This is a genomic window from Polaromonas sp. P1_F4 (assembly GCF_056405675.1).
The window spans coordinates 267,123-290,864 of sequence record NZ_JBFUBP010000006.1 but is presented as its reverse complement, the minus strand read 5'-3'; the positions used below and the strand labels follow the sequence as shown (position 1 = coordinate 290,864).

Sequence of the window (23,742 nt, the reverse complement as noted above, 5' to 3'; positions counted from 1 at the left end):
GGGCCGCGGCGTAAAGCGGCAGCGCAGCCGGGAAGCTTCAATTATCATGGTTCGATGAAGAAAAAAATTGGCCTTGCCATCAGCGGCCTGTGGCTGGCTGTTCCCCTGGTCCTGGCGCAGACCGAAGAACCGCTCCTGGCTGCGCCCTCAACGCTTGTCGAGGCCAAAGCCGCACAGGAAGCGACTCCATCATCGCAGCTGGATAGCGCCCTTTTTTACCAGCTGCTGGTGGGTGAAATGACCCTGCAGGAGGGCGAGCCCGCCGCAGGATTTGCGCTCATGCTGGACGCCGCCCGCAAAACCGGCGATGCGCAGCTCTACCAGCGCGCCACGGACATCGCACTGCAGTCGCGCTCTGGCGATGCCGCACTGCAGGCAGCCCAGGCCTGGAAGGCAGAGCAGCCCGCCTCGCGCGAGGCAAACCGTTATGTCCTGCAGATTCTGGTGGCATTGAACCGGATTGCCGACACGACCGAACCGCTGCAAACCGAAATCCGGCTTGCTCCGGAAATGGAACGCGCTGCGGCATTGACTGCGGTACCCCGGATTTACGCGCGTGTGCCCGACAAAAAGCTGGCCAGCACGGTGACCGAAGAAGCGTTGGCCACCTACCTGAACAGTCCCGCCACCGCCAGTGCAGCCTGGACCACGGTGGGGCGCATGCGGCTGGCCGCCGGCGACAGCAACGGCGCGCTTGCGGCAGCCAGGCGCGCACAGGCTGCAGGCCCGCTCTCCGAAGGCCCGGCTCTGGTCGGGCTGGAACTGATGGACCCGAAACAGCCTGAAGCAGAAAATCTGGTCCGCAAATACTTTGAAGGCAACGCCAAAGCCCTGCCCGAAGTGCGGATGGCCTATGCGCGCGCGCTGCTGGATGCCCAGCGCTACGCCGAAGCCGCCGCCCAGCTGCAAGTGGTGACCCGCGAAAAACCCGAGCTTCCCGAAGGCTGGCTGGTGCTGGGCTCCCTGCAATTGCAGGACAACCAGCTGGCACAGGCACAAACCTCGCTGGAGCGCTACGTCACCCTCGCCCAGCAGCAAACAGCCGAAGGCGAGCGCAACCGCGGCCTGGCCCAGGCCTACCTCTCGCTGTCCCAATTGGCCGAAAAACGCAAGGACTATGCGGCGGCAGAAAGCTGGCTGGCCAGGATTGAAAATTCCGCTGACCTGACCCAGGCCCAAACCCGGCGCGCCTCCATCCTTGCCAGCCAGGGAAAACTGGAGGAAGGACGCCAGCTGATCCGCAAGCTCCCCGAACGCAACGCTGCGGACGCAAGACTGAAATTGAACGCAGAAGTAGGCCTGCTCCGTGAGTTCAAGCAGTACCAGCTGGCCCATGATGTGCTGGCGCAAGCCCTGGCCAGGAACCCCGACGAAACCGAACTGCTGTACGACCAGGCCATGATGGCTGAAAAGCTGGGTTCGATGGATGAAATGGAACGCCTGCTGCGGCGCGTGATCCAGCTCAAGCCCGACTACCACCACGCCTACAACGCCCTGGGCTATTCATTTGCGGATCGCAGCGTGCGCCTGCCGGAAGCGCGTGATCTGATTCGCAAAGCGCTTGAATATGCGCCCTCCGATCCATTCATCAAGGACAGCCTGGGCTGGGTCGAATTCCGCATGGGTAACACTTCGGAGGCCATCAAGATCTTTGAAGCTGCTTACAAAGCCAAACCCGACGCCGAAATCGCGGCCCACTTCGGCGAAGTGCTCTGGACCACAGGCCAGCGTGACCGCGCCGTGGCCATCTGGAAAGAAGGCCGGCTGCTGAGTCCGGAAAACGAGACCCTGCTAGAGACGCTCAAGCGCCTGCGCGTGAAGCTGTGACGGGAATTCGCGTCCTGCCGCCTGTACTGCGTATCCACCTGGCCCGTCTGGGTCTGGTGTGCGCCTGCGCTATTGCTCCTTTTTTGATAGCTGGTTGCGCTCAACCACAAAGGCTTGCGGGCACAAATGACTCAAAAAATGAGCTTCGGACAGGCCGTATCAGCCTGCAGGTCCAAAGCGAACCTGTGCAGTCTTTTTCGGCGAGCTTCGAGCTCAAGGGCCAACCCGAGCGCGGCGAACTCTCGCTGATCAGTCCTTTGGGCAGCGTGCTGGGTGTGCTCCGCTGGTCGCCCGGTGAAGCCGTACTCGACTCAGGCAATGGCAAGATCCAGCGATTTTCTTCGGTGGATGAGCTGATGGCCCAGGCGACAGGTGCGGCCGTCCCGGTGACCGCGCTCTTTGCCTGGCTGCAGGGCGACAATGCCAGCGTCAGCGGCTGGTCGGCAGACCTTTCCCGTTACGCCGAAGGCCGCATCACGGCCAGGCGGGTGCAGCCAGCGCCCCCAGCCGACCTGCGTGTGGTCCTTGACCAATAATTCCGGGGTGAATGCCCCGGCTTCGCCGCAAGGCCTCCCGTACTTTCACGCTCCCGGTTCCTGTTATTGCCTTGGCGACACCAGTTCATGACGACCCATACCGCCCCCGTCCCACACGCCGCGCAGCCGCTCAAAACCCTGTATGACGTGCCGGCGCCCGCCAAGCTGAACCTTTTCCTGCACATCACCGGGCGCAGGCCCGACGGCTATCACCTGCTGCAATCCGCGTTCATGCTGATCGACTGGTGCGACACCCTGCACTTTGAACTGCGCGCCGATGGCCAGATCACCCGGGAAGACCTTCGCCAACTCAACGAGGGCAACCCCGGCGAATCCCGAGCCCTGCCCGCCGAGGACTTGTGTGTACAGGCAGCCAAGGCGCTGCAGGCGGCTTGCGGCACATCTTTGGGCGTTCACATCGGCCTGCAAAAAAGCGTCCCTTCAGAAGCCGGCATGGGTGGGGGTTCATCCGACGCAGCCAGCTGCCTGCTGGCGCTGCAGCGGCTTTGGGGTGTGCGCCTGCCGGCCCCAACACTGCAAGCCATCGCCCTGTCGCTGGGCGCCGATGTCCCCTTTTTCCTGTCCGGTGGCCACGCCTGGGTGGAAGGCATTGGTGAAAAAATCACGCCGCTGGCCTTGCCGCCAGCCCGTTTTGTGGTGGTTAAGCCCCCTGCCGGTGTCTCCACACCGGGAATTTTCGGTGCGCCGGGGCTCAAACGCGACACAGAAACTGCTACAATCCAAGGCTTTGCTGCAAATGCTGAAGGCCCTTTGAGATCGGTTGATTTCGGATTCGGCCGCAACGACTTGCAGCCGGTAGCGCAGGAGATGTGCCCGCAGATTGGCCAGTCGATCGACTGGCTGAAAACGAAACATCTTCAAGGGCGCATGACCGGCTCCGGAAGTGCTGTATTTGCGCAACTGCCGCATGGCACGGATTTGACGGATCTTTCAGGTTTGCCTGATGACTGGATAGTCCGGATATGCAGCAATTTGGAGGTGCATCCTCTGGCCGGTTGGTAAAATAACCGCTCTTTGAAGTGCGCTTTCAAGCGACCATAAATGAAAAAGTTTATAGGTCTGTTGTTGGCAACAACAACTGTCCTGTGTAGGGGTGTCGCCAAGCTGGTTAAGGCACCGGATTTTGATTCCGGCATTCGCAGGTTCGAATCCTTCCACCCCTGCCAAATTACTCGCCGTGGGCCGTAGCCCCGGTGTTGCGGGCCCGCCCGGAGCGGGCCCGTGTGACTCCTGACAGACCCGCGTGATGTGTATCAGCGGGTCTGTGTGTTTTTGGAAACAGGCAAGCGGCGCTCACTGCCAAGCCCCGTTGCAGCGTGTTGTCCCCGTGCGTATTTTGCCTCGATCAGAAATTTCAGCCACGTTCAAGTCCTTGTAGCAGCTGGGCCCCACATGCAAACGCACCATCCCGACTTCATGGTTTTCACCGGCAATGCCAATCCGAGCATGGCCTCCGACATCGCCCAGCACCTGGGCATTTCACTGGGTGCAGCCCATGTCGGCCGCTTTTCGGATGGCGAAGTCACCGTCGAGATCCAGCAAAACGTTCGGGCCCGTGATGTGTTTGTGGTGCAGTCGACCTGCGCACCGACCAACGACAACCTGATGGAACTGCTCATCATGGTCGATGCGCTGAAACGGGCTTCGGCCGAACGCATCGCCGCGGTGATTCCGTATTTCGGCTATGCCCGGCAAGACCGCCGCCCGCGTTCGGCGCGGGTGCCGATCACGGCCAAAGTGGTGGCCAACATGCTGCAGGCCGTGGGCGTGTCGCGTGTTTTGACGATGGATCTGCATGCCGACCAGATCCAGGGTTTTTTTGATATACCGGTCGACAACATTTATGCGTCGCCGGTGCTGCTGGGTGATTTGCGGCAGAAGAATTACACCGACCTGATGGTCGTGTCGCCCGATGTGGGCGGCGTGGTGCGCGCCCGGGCGCTGGCCAAGCAGCTGGGCTGCGACATGGCCATCATCGACAAGCGCCGCCCCAAGGCGAACGTGTCCGAAGTGATGCACGTGATCGGCGACATCGAAGGCCGCAACTGCGTGATCATGGACGACATGATCGATACGGCCGGAACGCTGGTCAAGGCAGCTGAAGTGCTGAAAGAGCGCGGCGCCAAGAAAGTTTATGCGTATTGCACGCACCCGATTTTTTCGGGCCCGGCCATTGACCGCATCGCCCAGGGCGACGCACTCGATGAAGTGGTGATCACCAACACCATTCCGCTGAGCGCCCATGCAGCAAGCTGCAAGAAGATTCGCCAGCTCTCCGTGGCGCCGTTGATCGCTGAAACGATCCAGCGCATCGCCAAGGGAGAGTCGGTCATGAGTTTGTTTTCGGACCAGGACAACCTGTTCTGATCTGAAGCAAAAAGTAGCTGCCCCCGCCGCGTGATGTTTCATCGTCCGGCAAAGCAGCTTTTTAAACCAGAACGAGACTGGTCGCGGTCCGTTCTTTATTGGAGTTGATTATGAAATTCGTCGCTTTTGAGCGCGCAAAGCAGGGCACGGGTGCGAGCCGCCGTCTCCGCATCACCGGCCGTACGCCCGGTATTGTTTACGGTGGCACCGGTGAACCCACGCTGATCGAAATCGATCACAACGCGTTGTTCCACGCCATCAAAAAAGAAGCGTTCCATGCTTCCATCCTCCAGATGGAACTGGCAGGCAAAGAACACAAGGTTCTGCTGCGCGACCTGCAAATGCACCCGTACAAACAGCAGATTCTGCACATCGACTTCCAGCGCGTGGAAGCCAAGACCAAGATGACCGTGAAAGTGCCCGTGCACTACAGCGGTGAAGAAGAGTCTCCGGCCGTCAAGACCGAAAACTGCCTGGTCAACCACGTGATCACCGAGTTGACCGTGTCCTGCTTCCCTGCCGACATCCCCGAATTCATCGCCGTCGACCTGAAGGGCCTGAAGAAGGGCTCGCCGCTGCACATCAAGGACATCACCCTGCCAAAGGGCGTGAAGTTCGTGGCCAAGGGCCAGGACAACCCGGTTCTGGTGTCGGTGTCTGCCGTTTCCGAAGAAGCCGAGGCCGATGCCGCAGCAGCCGCTGCAGCAGCCGCACCGGTGGATCCGAAAGCCGCTAAAGCTGCTGCCGCCAAGGAAGCCAAAGCCGGCGCCAAGGCCGACGCTGCCAAGCCTGCCGCCAAGAAGTAATTAACCCACTTCACGCTCAGGCCTGAAAAGGCTCGCGGCCCTTGTCCTCCTGCAGGACAAGGGCCGTTTTTCTTGACCAGCCTTATCCCTTCAACCCCAGGGATGCGAAGCACGACAGACACGCCCCTAGAATTGGGCGGATGGAAATCTCCAAATGATCAAATTGTTTGTCGGGTTAGGCAACCCTGGCCCTGAATACGAAGCCACCCGCCACAACGCCGGTTTCTGGTTTATCGACGCCCTCTCGCAGGAGCTGAAAGCCCCGCTGAGCCTGGACAAGAGTTACCACGGCCAGGTCGCGCGCATCACCCTCAATGGCCAGAACGTCTGGCTGCTCAAGCCGCTGACCTTCATGAATGTGTCCGGCAAGTCGGTGGCGGCGCTGGCGCGGTTCTTCAAGGTCGCCCCCGAGGAAGTGCTGGTGGCGCACGACGAGATGGACATCGTGCCCGGCCAGGTCAAGCTCAAGTTCAGCGGCAGCCACGCCGGCCACAACGGCCTGCGCGACATCCATGCGCAGCTGGGCACGGCCGACTACTGGCGCCTGCGCATCGGTGTGGGCCACCCGGGCGTGAAGGCCGAGGTGGTCAACTGGGTGCTGAAAAAGCCCTCACAGGAACACCGCGTGGCGATCGAGGACTGCATTGCCCGCTGCATCAAAGCCGTGCCGGAGCTGCTCAAGGGCGAGATGGAAAAAGCCACGATGATGATCCACACCAGCACGCCGCCGCGGCCGAAACCGCCGCGCAAGGTGGATATCGAAGATTAAGATTCCGCGATTTCGGGCGCGCCATACGGAAGGAGAGCGCTACTATTTTTATAGCTGCTCGCGCCTGTTCCCATTGGGCTTGATGCCAATTTGGCTCTGAATTTCGGCTTCCAGGACCCTTCCAGACCCGAAAACCCACATCCCCCGATGGGATCAGGTCACCGGGCTGTGACCACCGGAATGATGGTCTGCAGCCGCTGGTATTTTTCCCACAGGGTTTCCCGCGTTTCAATGTGCTGCGGGTTGATGGGAATGCAAGCCACAGGGCAAACCTGCACGCACTGCGGCTCATCGAAATGGCCCACGCATTCGGTGCATTTGTGCGGGTCGATCTCGTAGATCTCCTTGCCCAGGTAAATCGCCTGGTTGGGGCATTCGGGTTCGCAGACGTCGCAGTTGATGCACTCGTCGGTGATCATCAGGGCCATGTCAGTTCCCCTTACCCGCTTTGACCGCTTGGTGCGCCACCGCCAGGGCAGCCGCCACCGCCGGGCTCACCATCTGGCCGACATCGCCGCCCAGCTTGCTGATCTCGCGCACCAGCGTGCTGCTGATGCATTGCAGCGGTGCGTCGGGCAACAGAAACACGGTTTCCACCTCGGGGCGCAGTTTGCGGTTCATGGCCGCCATCTGCGCTTCGTAGTCAAAGTCGGTGATGTTGCGGATTCCGCGCACCACGGCTGAAGCCTTTTGCGCTGCGCAAAAATCCATGATCAGGCCGTCAAACGGCAGCACCTTGACGCCGGCGATACCCTGAGTGGCGGCCTGCACCTGCGCCACGCGTTCGTCCAGCGTGAACAGGGTTTTCTTGTGATGGGCCGTCGCTACTGCGATGACGACCTGGTCAAACAGCCCGGCAGCGCGGCGCACCACATCGTCATGGCCCAGCGTGAACGGGTCAAACGTGCCGGAATAAACAGCGGTGCGGGAGGTGGCCATAGGAGGAATTATGCCCGCCCCACCCTTTTACCCGCCAATTGCCGCCCTGTAACCACGAGGCAGGCAAGGCCTGGCCGGCGATTCAGCCCGCTGGCGTACCCAGAGCGGCCAGCAGGTGGAAATGCACGGCGCCGGCCTTACCGCTGCGGTGTACCTGCAAACCCAGCGGCAGCAGTTCCTCATCCGTCCAGGGTTTGGGCGCCTCCAGATAAACCACGCCGGTCGGGCCGATGGCCTGCGCTGCGGCTTTGAGCGTGGATTCGTACAGGGTGGACTCAAAAGGCGGGTCGAGCAGCACCAGTTGCAGGCTGCCCGGCGCGACGCGTTTCAAGGCGCTCAGTCCGTCGCCACGCTCGATACGGCACATGTCGGCCTTGAGCCTGGCCTGCACCGTCTTGAGCTGTTGCGCCAGCGCCGGGTCCTGCTCGCACAGCAGCACGTCGGCCGCGCCGCGCGACGCGGCCTCAAAGCCCAGCGCGCCGGTGCCGGCAAACACGTCGATACAGCGCCAGCCCGTCAGGTCCTGGCCCAGCCAGTTGAAAAGGGTTTCACGCACGCGATCGGGCGTGGGACGCAGGCCCGGCTTGCTGGGCACCGGCAATTTGGTGCGTTTGTACAAGCCGCCGATGATGCGGATCTCACCCGGCGGCACGGTTTTGCGGCCCACCACCTTGCCGCTTTTGGCGCGCGGGTTCTTGGGGGTGGCGGGAGCTGGGGTGGGAGCGGGCGTGTACTTCATGGTGCAGCGCCAAGGATAACAGTGACCATTTTTTCAGGCTGCAGCTTGCGTGCAAAAGCCGCCTTGACATCGGCCACCGTGACCTTGTCGACCTGCTGCGTCCAGGTATCGAGGTAGTTCAGGGGCAGGTCGTTCCAGGCAATGCTCGATACGTTGTCAAGGAGCTTGCGGTTGCTGTCGATGCGCAAGGCAAAGCCGCCGACCAGGTTGTCCTTCGCGGCCTTGAGCTCTGTCTCCAGCGGGCCGTTGGCGACAAAGTCGGCCACCACTTTGCGCACCAGGTCCACGGCCTGCGCCGCCTGGTCAGGCCGGGTCTGCATGCTGATGGTGAAGGCGCCCGCATGCAAGGCGGGGGAGAAATAACTCGACACGCCATACGTCAGGCCGCGCTTTTCACGCACTTCACTGGCCAGGCGCGAGACAAAACCGCCGCCGCCCAGGATGTAATTGCCCACCGTCAGGGCAAAGTAGTCCGGGTCCGAGCGTTTGTAACCCGGTTGGCCGATCAGTACCTGCGCCTGCGCCGAGGCAAAAGGGATGCGTTTTTCCACCGGTGCGGCCAGCGGCGCGACCTCGGCCACGGCCGGCAATGGCGGCAGGCTGGCGCATGCCGTTTGCGGCAGGCGCGAGAGCAATTTTGCAGCGATGGCATCAGCCTGCGCGCGCGTCACGGCCCCCACCATGCTGATGCGCGCGCGGCAAGCCGTCACGCCGGTGGCGTGCGCTGCGCGCATGTCATTCACGCTGATGCGCGCCAGGCTTTCTTCCGTGACTTCATAACCATAGGGATGCGTGCCGTACACCGCCGGTGTGTAAGCGCGGCCGGCAACACTGGCCGGGCGGGTATAGGACTCGCGGATCGAGGCCTGCAAGCGTGCGCGTTCGCGTTGCCACACAGCTTCGGGAAAAGCCGGCTCGGCGATCTCGCGTGCGGCCAGCGCCGCGGCTTTGTCCAGCAGCGCCGGGTCGGTCAGGGTGCGCAGCGAAAAGCTCAGGCGGTCAGACGTGGTGCCGGCGCCAAACTGCGCACCCAGATCAGCCCAAGCTTCGCTGAGTGCGTTTTCGTCGAGCGCCGGTTCGGGAACACACAGTCCTCCACAAATAACTTCAGGCCCCAAGCCATTGCTGGCACGCACCCCTTTTTCCAGCAGGCCCGCCATCATGCTGGCCAGGCCGGCTTTGTCGGCAGGGTCACGCCGGTTGCCGGCGTCCAGGTCGATCTGCACGTCCAGCATGGCAATCGCCGGGCTTTCGACCAGGTACACCTTGGCGCCGTTCGGCTGCGTCCAGTGCTGGATCGGCAGGGCGGCCAGGGCCAGCGAGTGAAAAAACAAGCCAAAAAGGCCCGCAGCGCTTACGCACCGTGCGCGAGCAGCTATTGTTTTTATAGCAATCATGATGTTGGGCAACAATTTTCGGATGCGTGGGTACAGCTCAACGCTGCAGGTCACCGGCGGGCGCGTTGCCCAGGCGCGGCTTGCGGTTCGGGTCCAGCGGCTGCGGCAACAGCGTTGCCATCGTCATCTGGTCGTCGCCAAAATATTTCGCGGCCACAGCCTGCACCTCGGGGCCGGTGATGCTGCGCAGGGCGGCAATGATGCGTTCGCTGGCATCCAGCGGCAAGCCCTGCACCCACTGGGAGCCTAGCTCGCGCGCCTGGTTGAACACCGAGTCGAGCTTGTAGGTCTCGCTGGCCACCCACTGCGTCTTGACGCGATTCAGCTCGGCCTCGCTCACGCCTTCGCGCGCCACCTTGGCCACCTGCTCGCGCAGCGCGTCGGCCACCTGCTGGGCGGTTTTGCCGGCTGCGGGCACGCCGTCGAGCGAAAAGACCTGTGGCCCCCGGCCCATCAGGCCATTGGACGCACCGGCGCTGTCAGCCACACGGAACTGCTGCACCAGCGCGCGGTCCAGCCGGGCGCCGGTGTAGCCGTCCAGCACGGCGGCCAGCACCGTCAGCGCCAGCGCGTCTCGGCTGGCGCCCGCGGCCGGCGCGGCCAGGTCTGCCGGCTCGAGCTTGGGAACCTTGAAAACCATGCTGACATAGGCCTGGCTGGCCGGCGCCTTGAAGTCCATGCGGCGCACGCCGGCCTGCACGGGCTCAACGCGCGGCTTGCGCACCGGGACGGCGCGCACCGGAATCCCGCCGTAGTATTTCTCAGCCAGCTTCTTGACCTGCGCCACCTCCACATCACCGGCAATGACCACGGCGGCATTGGCAGGCACATACCAGCGGCGGTAAAAATCGCGCGCGTCGTCGGGCGTCATGGCCTCGATATCGCTCATCCAGCCAACCACCGGGCGCCGGTAAGGCGAGGCGATGAACGTCATGGCGGTCATCTGCTCATACAGCATGGCGCGTGGCGAATCTTCGGTGCGCAGGCGCCGCTCTTCCTTGACAACCTCGATCTCGCGCCTGAACTCGTCGTCTGCCCACTGGTTGCCCGTGAAACGGTCGGCCTCCAGGCGCATGACGTCTTCCAGCTTGCTGGCCGGAATCTGCTGGTGATAGGCCGTGTTGTCGCGGCTGGTGAAAGCGTTGTCGCGTCCGCCCAGGGCGGCTATGCGTTTTGAAAACTCACCCGGTTTGACCTTCGCCGTTCCCTTGAACATCATGTGTTCCAGCACATGGGCCACGCCCGACGTGCCGTCGACCTCGTCCATGGAGCCCACGCGCACCCACAGCATGTGGGCCACGGTGGGCGCGCGGTGGTCGGGCTTGACGATGACCGTGAGGCCGTTGGCCAGCGTGAACTGCTCCACCGCCGGTGCGGGCGCGGTCGCGGGCGCCTGCGCAAGGGCCGCACCGGCCAGGCACAGTGCCAGCAAGGCTGCCGGGACATGGAAAAGGCGAAAAACGGGGCGGGGAAGGGGTACTGGACAGGTCAAAAGGGATTGCCTAGGGTGTTTCATAGAATAGCTGTGTGGCGCTGTACGTTGCCCCGCAACGGTGCAACAGCCCTGGGGTCTGTGAATACTATTTTTGCAGATGCGTTGCGAGTCAAAAAGGCCATGAGCAAGGCGCAAAACGCAGGCGGGGTGAGCCCCGTCAAGGCTTTGCAACGCCGCGCAGGGCCTTTTTGATCGCAACCCGGAGGGAATGGAGTGAGAAAACCGCCACTCGGCGTTGCGCTCCTAGCCCAGACGAAAGTCTGGGCGTCGTCACGCGCCTTGATTGGCGGCTTTCTCACCCCATTCGCATTTGCAAAAATAGTATTCACAGACCCCTAGACTCCAAAGCATACCCAATGTTCAGTTTTTTCAAGAAAAAATCCCCCCCTCCTGCCGCACCGGCGTCTTCTGCGCCCGATGCAGCCGTCCCGGCCGGACCGGCCCCTGAACCGGCGACACCCGTACCCTCGCCGGCCCCTGCAGGCGGCGGCCTGATCGGCAGTGCGCTGGTCACCCCCATCACCATTCCGGTTCCCGGTGCCGTGGCCCCGGAGCGGGAACGCTGGCTCGGCAAGCTGCAGGCCGGGCTGCGCAAGACCGGCTCCAGCATCTCGACCGTGTTCACCGGTAGCCGCATCGACGATGCGCTCTACGAAGACCTGGAGACCGCGTTATTGATGGCCGATGCCGGCAGCAAGGCCACAGAACACCTGCTGGCCGATGTCAAACGCCGCGTCAAGGAAGGCGGCATGACGCACCCGGTGGCCGTCAAGAACGCGCTGGTGGACTCGATCGCGCAGTTGCTCAAGCCGCTGGAACAACCACTGGTGATCGGTCAGTACCAGCCCACCGTGATCATGGTGACCGGCGTCAATGGTGCGGGCAAAACCACGTCCATCGGCAAGCTCACGCGGCATCTGGCCACTGAGGGCGCCTCGGTGCTGCTGGCAGCGGCCGACACCTTTCGCGCCGCGGCACGTGAGCAGCTCAGTGTCTGGGCCGACCGCAACACGGTCGAGATCGTCAGCCAGGAAGGCGGCGACCCGGCCGCCGTGAGCTTTGACGCCGTGAGCGCAGGCAAAGCGCGCGGCAAGGACGTGGTGCTGGTCGACACGGCCGGCCGCCTGCCGACGCAGTTGCACCTGATGGAAGAGCTGCGCAAGATCAAGCGCGTAGTGCAGAAGGCGGATGCCACCGCGCCACATGAAGTCTTGTTGGTCATTGACGGCAACACCGGGCAAAACGCACTGGCCCAGGTCAAGGCTTTCGACGACACGCTGCAGTTGACCGGCCTCATCGTGACCAAGCTGGACGGCACGGCCAAGGGCGGCGTTCTCGCGGCCATTGCGCTGTGGGCCCGTGAACGTGCCATTGCCTCACCCACACTGCGCCCGGTGTCGGTGTACTTCATCGGTGTGGGTGAGCAGCTGGAAGACCTGGAAACCTTCAACGCACGTGAATTTGCGCAGGCTTTGCTGGGTTAAACCAGCGAAGTTGCCGCCTGCGGTTACGGTATCCCGAGTTTCAGCAGCAGTACCGAGATCACCACAAAGGCCACGATAAAGAAAGTCTCGGCCAGCAACAGCGCCACGGGCTTCCAGCCCAGCTTGAGCAAGTCTTCAAAACTGGTCTTCACACCCGCAGCGGCAATGGCCGTCACCAGCATCCAGCGCGATGTATCGCTGGCCAGCTGAACCACGGGTGCTGCGATCAGCCCTGCACTGGCCAGCATGACCAGCACGACAAAAGCAATCAGGAAGCCCGGTACCAGCGGCACCTCTGTTTCCGGCACCTTGACGGCCGGATGGTTGCGGTACAGCACCGCAATGAACAGCACGATGGGCATCAGCATCATGACGCGAAACAGCTTGACTACGGTGGCCGTGTCGCCCGCCTGCGGGCCGAGCATCATGCCGGCCGCTACCACCTGCGCCACGTCGTGAATCGAGCCGCCCAGCACAATACCGGCCTGCCCCGGCAGGAGCCCGATGGCCTGCAGGCTGAAAGGGTAGACCACCATCGCCAGCGTCGACAGCACCGTGACGCCCACCACGGCCAGCAGTGTGAAGCGTTCGTTTTCCTTCGTCTGAGGCAGCACGGAAGACACGGCCAGTGCCGCCGACGCACCGCAGATGGCCACCGCGCTGCCCGACAGCAGGCCTTCATCACGCGAACACTTCAGCCAGCGCGCCAGCAGCACGCCCAGCAAAATCGTCAATACCACCCCCAGCACGATGACCACGGCGGTTCCGGCGCCCAGCTGGGCCACTTGCGCAAACGTGATGCGGGCGCCCAGCAGCGCGACCCCCACGCGCAGCACCACACGGCCGCAAAAGCCGATGCCCTTGGCCGCCTTGGGGTGGCTGTTGAGAAAGTGGAACGCCAGGCCGATCAGCAAGGCATAGAGCAGTTGGGGGCCGCCATAGTGCTCGGAGATGAAAGTCGCGGCCAGTGCAATCACCATGCAGACCAGCACACCCGGAAAGTGGGAAACCAGCGCCAGGCGCCATTTGAGAATCATGGAGGTATCAGACAGAAATATTGAAAGAAGGGGGTGAAGAATTTTGGCCATCGCTGTGGTGCGTCAGGATTTTTTCCAGCAGCGCCGCACCGGTAGGGCTTCCCGCCACCAGCATCCGGCTTTGCAACAGGGGCAAGCCATCCATGGCCCGCACCGTGGCACCGGCCTCGCGCAGCAGCACCAACCCGGCCGCAGCGTCCCACGCGCCCATGCCGCGTTCCCAGAAAGCATCGGCCCACCCGGCCGCCACATAAGCCAGTTCCAGCGCCATGGAGCCGCTTCGCCGAACCTGCCCAACCGTTCTCAGCACATCACCAAATTCACGCAGGTAGTCATCCATGAAAAGCGCACCCGGTTTGGGAAATACCGTCGAAACCAGGCATTGCCCCGCAGGGCGCGCAGCAGCGCAGGCCAGGCGCTCCCCATTCAGGTATGCACCCAGACCCGATACCGCAGTAAAAATTTCGTGGCGGGACGGATCCACGATCACGCCCAGCACCGGCTGCCGGTCCACACACAGTGCAATCGATACCGCGTATTGGGGGTAGCCGCGGGCAAAGTTCGCCGTGCCATCAATCGGGTCTACCAGCCAGGTGGGCTGCTCCGTCAATTCGCCGCCGCTTTCTTCGCCGACAAAACCACTCTGCGGCAAGGCTTGCAGCAGCGCGCTGCGCAAGCCCTCTTCCACTTCGCGGTCAAAGCGCGTGACCCAGTCACCCGGCGCTTTCTGACGGACATCCGCCGGCTGCAGTTCGGCCTGCGCCTTACGGATGCGGTCGGCAGCTGCCATGCCCGCGAGCCGGGCTTTCTCCAGCACCACAACAAGGTCCATGTTCATGCCTTCTTGGACAGCACACTGACATAGTCATGCGCCTGGGTATTGATGGTGGAGACCCGGTATTCCACGGGCTTGTCGCCGAATGTCAGGGCCAGCCGGTGCACCTCCATCACCGGAGAGCCCACCGCCAGCCCCAGCAGGCGCGCCTGGGTCCGGTCGGCCGCCGCGGCGCGTGCACGTTCCTGTGCCCGCAGCACGGTGATGCCGAAGTCCGTCTGGTAGAGGGCATAGATCGTGCCGGGCCTTTCGACAAAACGTTTTTCGGTGAGGTTGCGGAACAGCGCCGCCGCGATAGTCAGCCGGTCATGCATGACCACCCTGCCCTGCAGGGCGAGGCGGTTTTCCGCCCTGAACACGGGCTCGCCCGGCTTGATGCGCAACGCGGCGGCTTCCTGCTCCGTAGCCCGCTCGCGCCCAAATGCGATGCAGTCAATTTCAGGGTAGTCGCGGTCCCGCGCTGCGTCGTCGTCACCGAAGTTCCAGCGCGGCTCCACGTGAAAAAACTGGAACATGAAGCGGGCATTGTTGTGCGGCGCCACAAAAGTTCCCTTGCCCTGCCGCCGCACCAGCACATGCTCGTGTACCAGCTCGTCAACGGCATGGCGCAGTGTGCCAATGCTCACCTGCAGGCTCGCGGCAATATTCGCCTCGCTGGGCAAGGGTTTACCCGGGCCGTAATGCCCGGCCTCGATGAGTTTTTGCAGCTCGCGCTTGACCTGGCGGTAGAGCGGCATGGCCTCTTCGCTCATCAACGGACGCAATGGAGCCGATGTGTTTTTGACATTCACGGCCGCCATTGAAACACCGATGGGCGAGTCGTACAAGTCATATATATGAGTGAATTGACAAGCTGCTGCCGCCCCATAAAACTGGCAACTCGATTCAACTCAGGCCATTCGGAGACCCCATGATTCATTTTGTATTGCATGACGCCAAAGACACCGTGGCCGTTGTGGTGGTGGAAGGTGTGAAGGCAGGAACCGCCATGACCGGCTGGATCATGGACGAAGACCGCATGATCAATGTGCAGGCCCAGCAGGACATTCCCATCGGCCACAAGGTGGCCCTCAAGGACATGGCTGTCGGCGACACCGTGCTGAAGTACGGCATCGACATGGGCAAGGTTGTTGCCAACATCAAGGCCGGCCAGCACGCCCATGTCCATAACATCAAAACCAAACGCTGGTAGTTGATGGCTTGCCTGGCTACTGCGCGGGCGGGATGCAGCGTTGCAAATCCTCGCCGGGCAGGAGCCCGTCTGCGGTTTGCGCCTTGCCTGCCGCCCGCTCGCTACGCCATCCAAACCATCAACTCAAAAAACTTTAAAAGGATCCCCCATGTCAGTCATCGATAAAAACACCACATTTCTGGGCTACCGCCGCGAAAACGGCCGCGTCGGCGTGCGCAACCACGTCATCATCCTGCCGCTGGACGACCTCTCCAATGCAGCTGCCGAAGCGGTGGCCCACAACATCAAGGGCTGCATGGCGATTCCGCACCCCTATGGGCGGCTGCAATTCGGCGCCGACCTGGAGCTGCACTTTCGCACCCTGATCGGTGCCGGCTGCAACCCCAATGTCGCCGCCGTCGTGGTGATCGGCATTGAAGACAGCTGGACCAAAAAAGTGGTGGACGGCATCGCCAAGACCGGCAAACCGGTGGTGGGCTTCGGCATTGAAGGCCACGGCGACCATGAAACCATCATGAAGGCCTCCAAAGCCGCGCGTGAATACGTGCAATGGGCCAGCGAAAAGCAGCGCGAGGTTTGCGGGATCTCCGAACTCTGGGTCTCCACCAAGTGCGGCGAATCGGACACCACGTCCGGCTGCGGCGCCAACCCCACCGTCGGCAACGCCTTCGACAAGCTGCACCCGCTCGGCAACTACCTGTGCTTTGGTGAAACCTCCGAGATCACCGGTGGTGAAAAGATCGTCGCCGACCGTTGTGCCACCGATGCCGTGCGCGACCAGTTCATGTTCATGTTCAACCGTTACCAGGACATGATCAACCGCCACAAGACCAGCGACCTGTCGGACTCGCAGCCCACCAAGGGCAATATCGCGGGCGGCCTCACGACCATCGAGGAAAAAGCGCTGGGCAATATCCAGAAGATCGGCAAGGTCTGCACGGTGGACGGCGTCATCGACAAGGCCGAGATGCCCACGCACCCGGGCCTCTGGTTCATGGACTCGTCCAGTGCCGCGGCCGAAATGGTGACCCTGTGCGCCGCCTCCGGTTACGCCGTGCACTTCTTCCCCACCGGCCAGGGCAACGTGATCGGCAATGCGATTGTTCCCGTGATCAAGATCTGCTCGAACCCGCGCACCGTGCGCCTGATGAGCGAACACATCGACGTGGACACCTCCGGGCTGCTGCAGCGCGATATCACGCTCGACCAGGCCGGCGACAAGCTGCTGGAGAACATGCTGCGCACCGCCAACGGCCGCCTGACTGCAGCCGAAGCGCTGGGCCACCGTGAGTTCGTCTTGACGCGCCTGTTCGAATCCGCTTGAGATAAGGCAAGCATGGCGCGCATTGTCATCTGTGAATTCATGGACGAGCGCGCAGTGGCGCTGCTCGAAGCGGCACACGACGTGCTCTATGACCCGCAGCTGGTGGGCGACGCCGCCCGCCTGCGGGCCGAGGCGGGCCAGGCCGATGTGTTGATCGTGCGCAACCTGACGCAGGTGCGCGGCGAGCTGCTCGCTGCGATGGCCCGCTGCAAGGTGGTGGGCCGGCTCGGCGTTGGGCTGGACAACATTGACGTGCCGGTCTGCGAAGCCCGGGGCATCAAGGTCATCCCCGCCTCCGGCGCCAATGCGCTCAGCGTCGCCGAATACGTCGTTGCCAGCACCATGCTGCTGCTGCGCGGTGCGTTTGCATCCACCGAAGCCGTGGCAGCCGGCCAGTGGCCGCGCGCTGCGTTGAGCAACGGCCGTGAAGCTGCCGGACAGACGTTGGGCATCATCGGTTTTGGCTCCATAGGCCAGACCACCGCGCGCCTGGCGCGTGGCTTGGGCATGCGGGTGATTGCCTATGACCCCGCGCTTGCACCCGATGCCCCGGTTTTCGCGCAGACCGGTGTGCAGTACGCCGGCCTTGACGACCTCATCAGCAGCGCAGATGCCGTCACATTGCATGTGCCCCTGGTGGATGCGACGCGCGGGCTGTTCAGCGCGGCACGCATTGGCCAGATGAAAAAAGGCGCAGTCCTGATCAATACCTCGCGGGGCCACATCGTGGACATCGCGGCAGTCAGTGCGGCACTGCGGTCGGGGCAACTGGGTGGTGCGGCCATCGATGTATTCGACGTCGAGCCCCTGCCCGTGAGCGCGGCGTTGCAAGGCTGCCCCAACCTGTTGCTTACACCACACATTTCAGGTCTCAGCATGCAGTCAAATGAACGTGTATCGTTCATGATTGCCGACAAGGTGCTGGAGAGCCTGAAGTAAATGGTCCAACTGTCTATTGAAGAAGCAACACGTCTTGCCACGCAGGCGCTGCGCAAGGCGGGCGCGGCAGAAGCCATGGCGGCCACCACCGCGAGAGCACTGGTTCGCGCCGAAGCGCAAGGACTCGCTTCGCATGGCCTGAGCCGCGTGCCCCAATATGCCACCCATCTTCGCAATGGCCGGGCCGATGGCCATGCCGTCGCCGTCGTGGCGCACAAAAAAGGTGCGGCGGTGCTGGTGGATGCAAAACAGGGCCTGGCTTTTCCCGCCTGCGACCTGGCGATCTCCACAGCGATTGCAACTGCCCGGGAGCTGGGCGTGTGTTTTGTCGGCGTGATCAACAGTCACCATTGCGGGGTATTGGTGGACCATCTGCGCGCCGCAACCGATGCGGGCCTGGTAGGCCTTGGTTTTGCCAACGCACCGGCGGCCATGCCAGCGGCAGGCGGCAAGCACCCGATCTTTGGAACCAACCCGATTGCTGCCGCGTTTCCCCGCAGAAACGCCGATCCACTGTTGATTGACCTGTCTCTGAGCGAAGTTGCGCGCGGCAAGGTGATGGTTGCGGCCAAGGAAGGCAAATCCATTCCGCTGGGCTGGGCGCTGGACACGCAAGGCCGGCCCACAACGGACGCACAGGCGGCGCTGGAAGGTTCCATGCTGCCGCTGGGCGCCGTGAGCAGCCCCAAAGGTTCCATGCTGGCATTGATGGTTGAGCTGCTGGTGACAGCCGTGATTGGCGCGCAGTTTGCTTTTGAGGCATCATCATTCTTTGTCGATGAAGGAAATCAGCCGCGAATCGGCCAGGCTTTCATCCTGATTGACCCGGGCGCGCTTGCAGGCACAGACACATACTTTGAACGCATGGAAACCGTGATCGCCGAGATGCTGTTGGACGAAGGTGTACGTCTGGCAGGTGCGCGGCGCATCGCACTCGAAACGAAAGCACTACAGACGGGAGTCAGCATTCCCGACGCACTCAAATCGCAGTTGGATCAGTTAGTGGGTTAACAGTTATTCAATCAAGAGGAGTAGGCATGAAACGTCGTGACATCGTATTGGCATCAACAGGTGCAGCCCTGACGGGCATTCCGGGTCTGGGGCTGGCCCAGCAGACTTTTCCCAAACCAGGCAGCACCATCAAGTATGTGGTCCCGTTCACGCCCGGCGGCCTGACCGACATGATGGCCCGCACGGTTGCCCAAAAGCTGTCCGAGGCGTGGAAGACTCCCGTGATTGTCGAAAACAAGGCTGGCGGAAACGCGCAGATCGGCGCCGAGCAGGTCGCCAAATCAACGCCTGACGGCAATACGCTGCTGGCCATCACGTTGACACATGCCGCGAACGTGTCCCTGTACCCCAATGCGGCTTACAGCTTCACCAAAGACCTGCGCCCGGTCGCCCTGATGGCCAATTCGCCGATGCTGGTCGTGGTTCCTGCCGCCAGTCCCATCAAGGACTTCAAGGACCTGATGGCCGTGTCCAAAACCAAGCAGCTGAGCGCGGGCTCGAGCGGCAACGGCACCCCAGCACACCTGACCATGGCCTTGTTCTGCGAGTTGAACAAAACGAAGATGATCCATGTGCCCTACCGCGGCGGCGCGCCCTCGATGGTCGACCTGATCGGTGGCCAGCTGGACGTGATTTTTTCCAACTATCCGGAATCGATCGCTCACGTCAAAGGTGGAAAACTGCGCGCGATCGCGATCTGCAGCCTGGGCCGGCACCCGGGGGTGCCTGATGTCCCGACTGCTTTCGAGGCCGGTATGACTGGCCTCTTTGTCGAGAACTGGACAGGGGCCATGCTCCCGGCCAAGACGCCGGATGACATTGTCGACAGATACTCGCGCGAGATCATCAAGATCATGTACAGCGCTGACGTGGAAGAGCGCGCCAAGCAGCAAGGCTTTCGTGTCTCACAAAAGGGTTCAGAAGAGTTCAGTCGCTTCCTGAAAAGCGAAATAGACCGCTGGAGCCGGATTATCAAGACTGCGAAAATCACGCCGACCTGATCGGCAAGCACACCAGTAAGCACAAAGTCCGCAGGCCGCTCGCGGCCTGCGTTACGCTTTGTAAAACACCGCTTCGGTTCTGATGGCCTGACGGAAAATCTGCCCAGAGGCGATCCCCGCCAATGGAGACATACATGAACGACATAGCGGATATTCCCGATACCGTTACCGTTACCGTTACCGGGCTGCGCAAGGTTGACCAGCTGCTGGCGCACTACGGTGAAAGCCACCAGAACCCGCGCAACGAATTGATTCATTTCATCGCCATCCCGCTCATCATGCTGAGCCTGGTGGGCATGCTGTTTGCGCTTCACCCCTATATCGCGTATGTGTTCGTCGCGGCCAGCATGGTCTACTACGCGCGCCTGTCGGCGATGTTCTTTATGACCATGGCGGTCTGGTCGGTGCTGTTTCTGGGCCTGGTGTTCGCCATGGGGCCGCTGGTATTGCCGATCTGTGCCGGCATTTTTGTGGGCGCCTGGATCCTGCAATTCATCGGCCACAAGATCGAGGGCAAAAAGCCTTCTTTCTTTGAAGACATCCAGTACCTCTGGGTCGGGCCGCTGTTTGTGCTGAGCAAGCTGTTTGGCAAGCTGGGTATACGCTGGTGATCCATCCAGCTTGAAAACACCCGGGCGGCCTCCACCTTGGAGGTTTAAACCTTTTCACAGGTACCTCGCTTGATCAGCAAAATTCTGCGTTTTTTCCTCAAGCTCCTCTTTGGCATCTTCGCAGCGGTGTTTGCCGTCAGCCTGCTGGTCGCAGCCCTGATCGTCGTGGCGCTGAGCCTCCTGAAGGCGCTCCTCACCGGCCGCAAGCCGGCGCCTGCGATGGTGTTTGGCCGCTTTCAGCGCTATTCGCCCCAGGGCATGTGGCCGGGCGGGGCCGCCCAAGGCAACCCGGCCAGCCCCCGTACCGGCGACGTGGTGGACGTGGAAGTCCGCGAAGTGCGTGACGACAAGCGCCTGCCGTAGATACCTGCGAGTTCCGATTTGGGCGGGCTGGCGGCTGAAAACCATGGATTTGCTACCAAATTCATAGCTGCTTGCGCCCGTCCAGCTTGGATGAAAGGCCAAATTTACTCTCCGAAATTGGCAGAAAACTGACGTGCAATCCGTTTGAATTCATTATCAAATATGGCTTCAGCCCAATACACACGGGCGCAAGGAGCTATCAAATAGATAGCGACCGTACCCACTTTGGGATAACGGCGGCATCCATACAAATCGATACCGCGCATTTACAAGGCAGAAACCAATCCCCCTGAACCAATGGCCCACAATGCGGCTCATACCAAGGGTTTTCACTGATTAGCCTTGCGCTATCCGAGTCATTGAACCTATTGCTTAGCACTCTCTCCAACAGAGTGCTAATATTTAGCACTAGACGAAAGGAGTCTTGCTGTGTCTTATGCTCTTTCCCCCGCTTCCCTGACTGCTGTCGTGCCGAAATCGGGCGCGTCCACAGCCGTCAACCCCTGGTCGCTGGTGCCCCCGCTGGGCAACCTGGACGCTTATATTTCCGCCGTGAACCGTCTCCCCATGCTCACCCTGGAGCAGGAGCAGGAATTTGCCAAAAATCTCAAGGAAAACAACGATCTCGATTCTGCCGGTAAGTTAGTGCTCTCTCACTTGCGCCTGGTGGTCTCGATTTCGCGCAAATACCTGGGTTACGGCCTGCCCCACGGCGACCTGATCCAGGAAGGCAACATCGGCCTGATGAAGGCGGTCAAGCGCTTCGACCCGGACCAGAACGTGCGCCTGGTGAGCTACGCCATGCACTGGATCAAGGCCGAGATCCATGAGTACATCCTGAAAAACTGGCGCATGGTCAAGGTCGCGACGACCAAGGCCCAGCGCAAGCTGTTTTTCAACCTGCGCTCGATGAAGCAAGGCTTCAAGGACGACGCCGACGTGGCGACGCACCGCGACACGCTGACTGAAGGCCAGATTGATTCGATGGCCAAGACGCTGAACGTCAAGCGCGAGGAAGTCATCGAGATGGAGCAGCGCATGTCGGGCGGCGACGTGCTGCTGGACCCAAGCCCGAGCGACGACGGCGAAGACGCCTTTGGCCCGATCGCCTACCTGGCCGACGCCACGCAGGAGCCGACGGCACTGATGGAGTCGCGCCAGCGCGACAACCTGGCTTCAGACGGCATCACTGCTGCGCTGGAAGACCTGGACCCACGGTCGCGCCGCATCGTGGAAGAGCGCTGGCTCAAGGTGAACGACGACGGTTCAGGCGGCATGACGCTGCACGACCTGGCCGACGAGTACAAGGTAAGCGCCGAGCGGATCCGCCAGATTGAGGTGGCGGCCATGAAGAAGATGAAGAAGGTGCTGGCCGCCTACGCGTAAAACCCGCAGGCTTACGCTCATTCAAAAAGCCCGCGCAGCAATGTGCGGGCTTTTTTCTTTTCCGGCTGCAGCCGTGCGAAACGGACTCGCTCAGGACTTGAGCAACAGGCGGATGTCGGACGCCAGCGCCTCAGCGCCGCTGCCGTAGCGGTTGTAAAGACGGATACGCCCCTGGCCGTCGAAGATATAGCTGCCGGCGGAATGGTCCATGGTGTAGCTGCCCGGCGTTTTGCCGTCAACTTTTTTGTAATACACCTTGAAGTCCTTGGCGACCTGGGGCAGCTGGTCCAGTGTGGGCCGCAGCGCCACAAAGGTCGGGTCGAAATTGCCCATGTAGGCCTTGAGCAGTTCGGGCGTATCGCGCTCCGGGTCGACGGTGATGAAGATCGCCTGCAGCTTGCTGCCGTCCGCACCCAGCAGCTGCTTGACCTGTGCCAGCTCCGCCATGGATGTCGGGCACACGTCAGGGCATTGCGTGAAGCCGAAGAACACCACGACCACCTTGCCGGCAAAGTCTTTCAGTGTGCGCACCTGGCCATTGTGGTCGGCCAGCGTGAAGCCCTGCGCGTAGTCGGCGCCGGTGAGGTCAATGCTCTTGAACTGCGGTTTGTCGGGTGCGCATGCAGTAAAAATGCCTGCAGCGCCCACAGCAAGAGCGCAAGCAGCTATTTTTTTGATAGCAGATCGACGAACGGGTGAGGCAGCCTGCGGCGTGCGGTGGGACGTCATGGTGGGAGCCTAGAGGTAGTGGTCAAGCAGCAGCGCTGCGAACAGCACCGAAAGATGAATCAGTGAAAACCGGAAGGTCTTGCGTGCCAGCGCGTCGGAGTAGTTGCGCCACAGGCGAAAGCCATACCAGCTGAAGCCGATGCTGAGCGCGACAGCGGCAACGAGGTAAGGCCAGCCGCTCATCTTGAAGATAAAGGGCATCAGGCAGGCGGGGAATAACACCAGCGTGTAGAGGAACACCTGCAGGCGAGTGAACTCATTGCCGTGCGTCACGGGCAGCATGGGCAGGCCGGACTTGCGGTAGTCTTCCACGCGGTAGAGCGCCAGTGCCCAGAAGTGCGGCGGCGTCCAGAGGAAGATGATCAAAAAGAGGATCAGCGCCTCAGGGCCGACCGAACCCGTCATGGCAGCCCAGCCCAGCACCGGCGGCATGGCGCCTGAAGCGCCGCCGATCACGATGTTCTGTGGCGTCATCGGCTTCAAGATCACGGTGTAGACCACCGCATAACCGATGAAGGTGGCAAAAGTCAGCCACATGGTGAGCGGGTTCACCCATACATAAAGAATCCACGAACCAAGCGCGCACAATGCGGCCGAAAAAGACAGCGTGAGCGGATTGCTGAGCTCGCCCTTGGCGGTGGGCCGCCAGGCGGTGCGCCGCATGCGCGAGTCGATTTGCTGCTCGACCAGGCAGTTGAAGGCGGCGGCAGCCCCTGCAACCAGCCAGATGCCGGCACAGGCGATCAGCGCGAGCCGGACATCCGGCCACGACGGAACACCGGGGACGGCCAGCACCATGCCGATCAAGGCGCAAAACACGATGAGTTGCACCACGCGCGGCTTGGTCAGCGCATAAAACTGCGCGAAACGGGAGGGCGCGCGGGGCAAGGCCGGAGCCGGTGCGGCGGAGGGAGTACTGGGGTTCATGGAAAGT

The 23,742-nt window shown here is 61.9% G+C and carries 25 protein-coding genes and 1 tRNA gene; 16 read left to right on the top strand and 10 right to left on the bottom strand.

Annotated features, from left to right (window positions below; genetic code table 11):
- Window positions 1–54 precede the first annotated feature (54 nt).
- The 7 genes from AC1DYQ_RS14615 (at window position 55) to pth (ending at window position 6,326) form a co-directional block, all read left to right on the top strand.
- On the top strand, window positions 55–1,827 hold the full coding sequence (locus tag AC1DYQ_RS14615; protein WP_477687377.1) for a tetratricopeptide repeat protein: 1,773 nt from the start codon (window positions 55–57) through the stop codon (window positions 1,825–1,827).
- A complete protein-coding gene (locus AC1DYQ_RS14610) occupies window positions 1,824–2,363 on the top strand; it encodes an outer membrane lipoprotein LolB (protein ID WP_477687376.1) in 540 nt (179 codons plus the stop codon). Before AC1DYQ_RS14615 ends, AC1DYQ_RS14610 begins: the two co-directional genes overlap by 4 nt.
- Window positions 2,364–2,450: 87 nt before the next feature.
- Complete coding sequence (ispE, locus tag AC1DYQ_RS14605; RefSeq protein WP_477687375.1) at window positions 2,451–3,386, top strand: 4-(cytidine 5'-diphospho)-2-C-methyl-D-erythritol kinase; 936 nt, start codon at window positions 2,451–2,453, stop codon at window positions 3,384–3,386.
- Between the two features lie 87 nt (window positions 3,387–3,473).
- A tRNA-Gln gene (locus AC1DYQ_RS14600) sits at window positions 3,474–3,550 on the top strand.
- 226 nt (window positions 3,551–3,776) lie between these two features.
- The gene (locus AC1DYQ_RS14595; protein ID WP_477687374.1) at window positions 3,777–4,751 is read left to right on the top strand and encodes a ribose-phosphate pyrophosphokinase; all 975 of its coding nucleotides are present in this window, start codon (window positions 3,777–3,779) and stop codon (window positions 4,749–4,751) included.
- A 110-nt stretch (window positions 4,752–4,861) separates the two neighbouring features.
- The gene (locus tag AC1DYQ_RS14590; protein ID WP_431098044.1) at window positions 4,862–5,557 is read left to right on the top strand and encodes a 50S ribosomal protein L25/general stress protein Ctc; all 696 of its coding nucleotides are present in this window, start codon (window positions 4,862–4,864) and stop codon (window positions 5,555–5,557) included.
- A gap of 154 nt (window positions 5,558–5,711) precedes the next feature.
- Window positions 5,712–6,326 carry an aminoacyl-tRNA hydrolase gene (gene pth / locus AC1DYQ_RS14585; protein ID WP_477668284.1) on the top strand — a complete coding sequence of 205 codons (615 nt, stop codon included), beginning with the start codon at window positions 5,712–5,714 and terminating at the stop codon, window positions 6,324–6,326.
- 158 nt (window positions 6,327–6,484) lie between these two features.
- On the opposite strand, the gene AC1DYQ_RS14580 is transcribed toward pth, so the two are convergent.
- The 5 genes from AC1DYQ_RS14580 to AC1DYQ_RS14560 form a co-directional block, all read right to left on the bottom strand.
- A complete protein-coding gene (locus AC1DYQ_RS14580) occupies window positions 6,485–6,754 on the bottom strand; it encodes a YfhL family 4Fe-4S dicluster ferredoxin (RefSeq protein WP_477649594.1) in 270 nt (89 codons plus the stop codon).
- Window position 6,755: 1 nt separating this feature from the next.
- On the bottom strand, window positions 6,756–7,265 hold the full coding sequence (coaD, locus tag AC1DYQ_RS14575; RefSeq protein WP_477687373.1) for a pantetheine-phosphate adenylyltransferase: 510 nt from the start codon (window positions 7,263–7,265) through the stop codon (window positions 6,756–6,758).
- 82 nt (window positions 7,266–7,347) lie between these two features.
- Window positions 7,348–8,004 carry a 16S rRNA (guanine(966)-N(2))-methyltransferase RsmD gene (rsmD, locus tag AC1DYQ_RS14570; RefSeq protein WP_457282199.1) on the bottom strand — a complete coding sequence of 219 codons (657 nt, stop codon included), beginning with the start codon at window positions 8,002–8,004 and terminating at the stop codon, window positions 7,348–7,350.
- Window positions 8,001–9,401: a M16 family metallopeptidase gene (locus AC1DYQ_RS14565; protein WP_477687372.1), complete on the bottom strand. Its 1,401-nt coding sequence runs from the start codon at window positions 9,399–9,401 to the stop codon at window positions 8,001–8,003. The genes rsmD and AC1DYQ_RS14565 overlap by 4 nt, the downstream gene beginning before the upstream one ends.
- Before the next feature lie 37 nt (window positions 9,402–9,438).
- Window positions 9,439–10,917 carry a M16 family metallopeptidase gene (locus AC1DYQ_RS14560; RefSeq protein ID WP_477687371.1) on the bottom strand — a complete coding sequence of 493 codons (1,479 nt, stop codon included), beginning with the start codon at window positions 10,915–10,917 and terminating at the stop codon, window positions 9,439–9,441.
- 335 nt (window positions 10,918–11,252) lie between these two features.
- Between AC1DYQ_RS14560 and ftsY the strand changes: the two genes are divergently transcribed.
- Entirely contained in the window at window positions 11,253–12,380 is a 1,128-nt protein-coding gene (ftsY, locus tag AC1DYQ_RS14555) for a signal recognition particle-docking protein FtsY (RefSeq protein WP_477687370.1), read from the top strand.
- A 23-nt stretch (window positions 12,381–12,403) separates the two neighbouring features.
- Here the strand turns inward: ftsY and AC1DYQ_RS14550 are convergent, their stop codons facing one another.
- From AC1DYQ_RS14550 to AC1DYQ_RS14540, 3 genes are read right to left on the bottom strand one after another with little or no spacing between them, the layout of a single operon-like run.
- Window positions 12,404–13,417, bottom strand: coding sequence for a YeiH family protein (locus AC1DYQ_RS14550; protein ID WP_477687369.1), 1,014 nt, complete (start codon window positions 13,415–13,417; stop codon window positions 12,404–12,406).
- A 7-nt stretch (window positions 13,418–13,424) separates the two neighbouring features.
- On the bottom strand, window positions 13,425–14,249 hold the full coding sequence (locus AC1DYQ_RS14545; protein ID WP_477687368.1) for an inositol monophosphatase family protein: 825 nt from the start codon (window positions 14,247–14,249) through the stop codon (window positions 13,425–13,427).
- A gap of 2 nt (window positions 14,250–14,251) precedes the next feature.
- Window positions 14,252–15,079 carry a GntR family transcriptional regulator gene (locus AC1DYQ_RS14540; protein WP_477687367.1) on the bottom strand — a complete coding sequence of 276 codons (828 nt, stop codon included), beginning with the start codon at window positions 15,077–15,079 and terminating at the stop codon, window positions 14,252–14,254.
- An 83-nt stretch (window positions 15,080–15,162) separates the two neighbouring features.
- On the opposite strand from AC1DYQ_RS14540, the gene AC1DYQ_RS14535 reads away from it, so the two are divergent.
- From AC1DYQ_RS14535 to rpoH, 8 genes are all read left to right on the top strand, one after another.
- The gene (locus AC1DYQ_RS14535) at window positions 15,163–15,444 is read left to right on the top strand and encodes a UxaA family hydrolase (RefSeq protein ID WP_007862870.1); all 282 of its coding nucleotides are present in this window, start codon (window positions 15,163–15,165) and stop codon (window positions 15,442–15,444) included.
- A gap of 148 nt (window positions 15,445–15,592) precedes the next feature.
- Entirely contained in the window at window positions 15,593–16,768 is a 1,176-nt protein-coding gene (locus AC1DYQ_RS14530) for a UxaA family hydrolase (protein WP_477666665.1), read from the top strand.
- 12 nt (window positions 16,769–16,780) lie between these two features.
- Window positions 16,781–17,707, top strand: a complete 927-nt coding sequence (locus AC1DYQ_RS14525; protein WP_477687366.1) for a hydroxyacid dehydrogenase — start codon at window positions 16,781–16,783, stop codon at window positions 17,705–17,707.
- Window positions 17,708–18,718, top strand: coding sequence for an Ldh family oxidoreductase (locus tag AC1DYQ_RS14520; protein WP_477687365.1), 1,011 nt, complete (start codon window positions 17,708–17,710; stop codon window positions 18,716–18,718).
- Window positions 18,719–18,744: 26 nt separating this feature from the next.
- Window positions 18,745–19,719: a Bug family tripartite tricarboxylate transporter substrate binding protein gene (locus AC1DYQ_RS14515; RefSeq protein ID WP_477687364.1), complete on the top strand. Its 975-nt coding sequence runs from the start codon at window positions 18,745–18,747 to the stop codon at window positions 19,717–19,719.
- 134 nt (window positions 19,720–19,853) lie between these two features.
- On the top strand, window positions 19,854–20,330 hold the full coding sequence (locus AC1DYQ_RS14510) for an Mpo1 family 2-hydroxy fatty acid dioxygenase (protein ID WP_477687363.1): 477 nt from the start codon (window positions 19,854–19,856) through the stop codon (window positions 20,328–20,330).
- A gap of 69 nt (window positions 20,331–20,399) precedes the next feature.
- A complete protein-coding gene (locus tag AC1DYQ_RS14505) occupies window positions 20,400–20,693 on the top strand; it encodes a hypothetical protein (RefSeq protein ID WP_477687362.1) in 294 nt (97 codons plus the stop codon).
- Window positions 20,694–21,149: 456 nt separating this feature from the next.
- Window positions 21,150–22,079 carry an RNA polymerase sigma factor RpoH gene (rpoH, locus tag AC1DYQ_RS14500; RefSeq protein ID WP_477666772.1) on the top strand — a complete coding sequence of 310 codons (930 nt, stop codon included), beginning with the start codon at window positions 21,150–21,152 and terminating at the stop codon, window positions 22,077–22,079.
- A gap of 90 nt (window positions 22,080–22,169) precedes the next feature.
- Here the strand turns inward: rpoH and AC1DYQ_RS14495 are convergent, their stop codons facing one another.
- On the bottom strand, window positions 22,170–22,808 hold the full coding sequence (locus tag AC1DYQ_RS14495; RefSeq protein WP_477687361.1) for an SCO family protein: 639 nt from the start codon (window positions 22,806–22,808) through the stop codon (window positions 22,170–22,172).
- A gap of 9 nt (window positions 22,809–22,817) precedes the next feature.
- Window positions 22,818–23,735 (bottom strand): heme o synthase, encoded by a 918-nt coding sequence (gene cyoE / locus AC1DYQ_RS14490; protein ID WP_477687360.1) that lies wholly within the window; start codon window positions 23,733–23,735, stop codon window positions 22,818–22,820.
- Between the last annotated feature and the right edge of the window lie 7 nt (window positions 23,736–23,742).

Bases quoted from the DNA above. Each gene is read 5' to 3' on its own strand.
- AC1DYQ_RS14535 (WP_007862870.1), top strand. From the start codon at position 15,163: ATGATTCATTTTGTATTGCATGACGCCAAAGACACCGTGGCCGTTGTG.
- ispE (WP_477687375.1), top strand. From the start codon at position 2,451: ATGACGACCCATACCGCCCCCGTCCCACACGCCGCGCAGCCGCTCAAA.
- AC1DYQ_RS14550 (WP_477687369.1), bottom strand. From the start codon at position 13,417: ATGATTCTCAAATGGCGCCTGGCGCTGGTTTCCCACTTTCCGGGTGTG.
- AC1DYQ_RS14595 (WP_477687374.1), top strand. From the start codon at position 3,777: ATGCAAACGCACCATCCCGACTTCATGGTTTTCACCGGCAATGCCAAT.
- AC1DYQ_RS14520 (WP_477687365.1), top strand. From the start codon at position 17,708: ATGGTCCAACTGTCTATTGAAGAAGCAACACGTCTTGCCACGCAGGCG.
- AC1DYQ_RS14580 (WP_477649594.1), bottom strand. From the start codon at position 6,754: ATGGCCCTGATGATCACCGACGAGTGCATCAACTGCGACGTCTGCGAA.
- AC1DYQ_RS14530 (WP_477666665.1), top strand. From the start codon at position 15,593: ATGTCAGTCATCGATAAAAACACCACATTTCTGGGCTACCGCCGCGAA.
- AC1DYQ_RS14615 (WP_477687377.1), top strand. From the start codon at position 55: ATGAAGAAAAAAATTGGCCTTGCCATCAGCGGCCTGTGGCTGGCTGTT.
- AC1DYQ_RS14560 (WP_477687371.1), bottom strand. From the start codon at position 10,917: ATGAAACACCCTAGGCAATCCCTTTTGACCTGTCCAGTACCCCTTCCC.
- coaD (WP_477687373.1), bottom strand. From the start codon at position 7,265: ATGGCCACCTCCCGCACCGCTGTTTATTCCGGCACGTTTGACCCGTTC.
- cyoE (WP_477687360.1), bottom strand. From the start codon at position 23,735: ATGAACCCCAGTACTCCCTCCGCCGCACCGGCTCCGGCCTTGCCCCGC.
- AC1DYQ_RS14495 (WP_477687361.1), bottom strand. From the start codon at position 22,808: ATGACGTCCCACCGCACGCCGCAGGCTGCCTCACCCGTTCGTCGATCT.
- AC1DYQ_RS14515 (WP_477687364.1), top strand. From the start codon at position 18,745: ATGAAACGTCGTGACATCGTATTGGCATCAACAGGTGCAGCCCTGACG.
- AC1DYQ_RS14510 (WP_477687363.1), top strand. From the start codon at position 19,854: ATGAACGACATAGCGGATATTCCCGATACCGTTACCGTTACCGTTACC.
- AC1DYQ_RS14565 (WP_477687372.1), bottom strand. From the start codon at position 9,401: ATGATTGCTATAAAAACAATAGCTGCTCGCGCACGGTGCGTAAGCGCT.
- rsmD (WP_457282199.1), bottom strand. From the start codon at position 8,004: ATGAAGTACACGCCCGCTCCCACCCCAGCTCCCGCCACCCCCAAGAAC.
- pth (WP_477668284.1), top strand. From the start codon at position 5,712: ATGATCAAATTGTTTGTCGGGTTAGGCAACCCTGGCCCTGAATACGAA.
- ftsY (WP_477687370.1), top strand. From the start codon at position 11,253: ATGTTCAGTTTTTTCAAGAAAAAATCCCCCCCTCCTGCCGCACCGGCG.
- AC1DYQ_RS14525 (WP_477687366.1), top strand. From the start codon at position 16,781: ATGGCGCGCATTGTCATCTGTGAATTCATGGACGAGCGCGCAGTGGCG.
- AC1DYQ_RS14545 (WP_477687368.1), bottom strand. From the start codon at position 14,249: ATGGACCTTGTTGTGGTGCTGGAGAAAGCCCGGCTCGCGGGCATGGCA.
- AC1DYQ_RS14590 (WP_431098044.1), top strand. From the start codon at position 4,862: ATGAAATTCGTCGCTTTTGAGCGCGCAAAGCAGGGCACGGGTGCGAGC.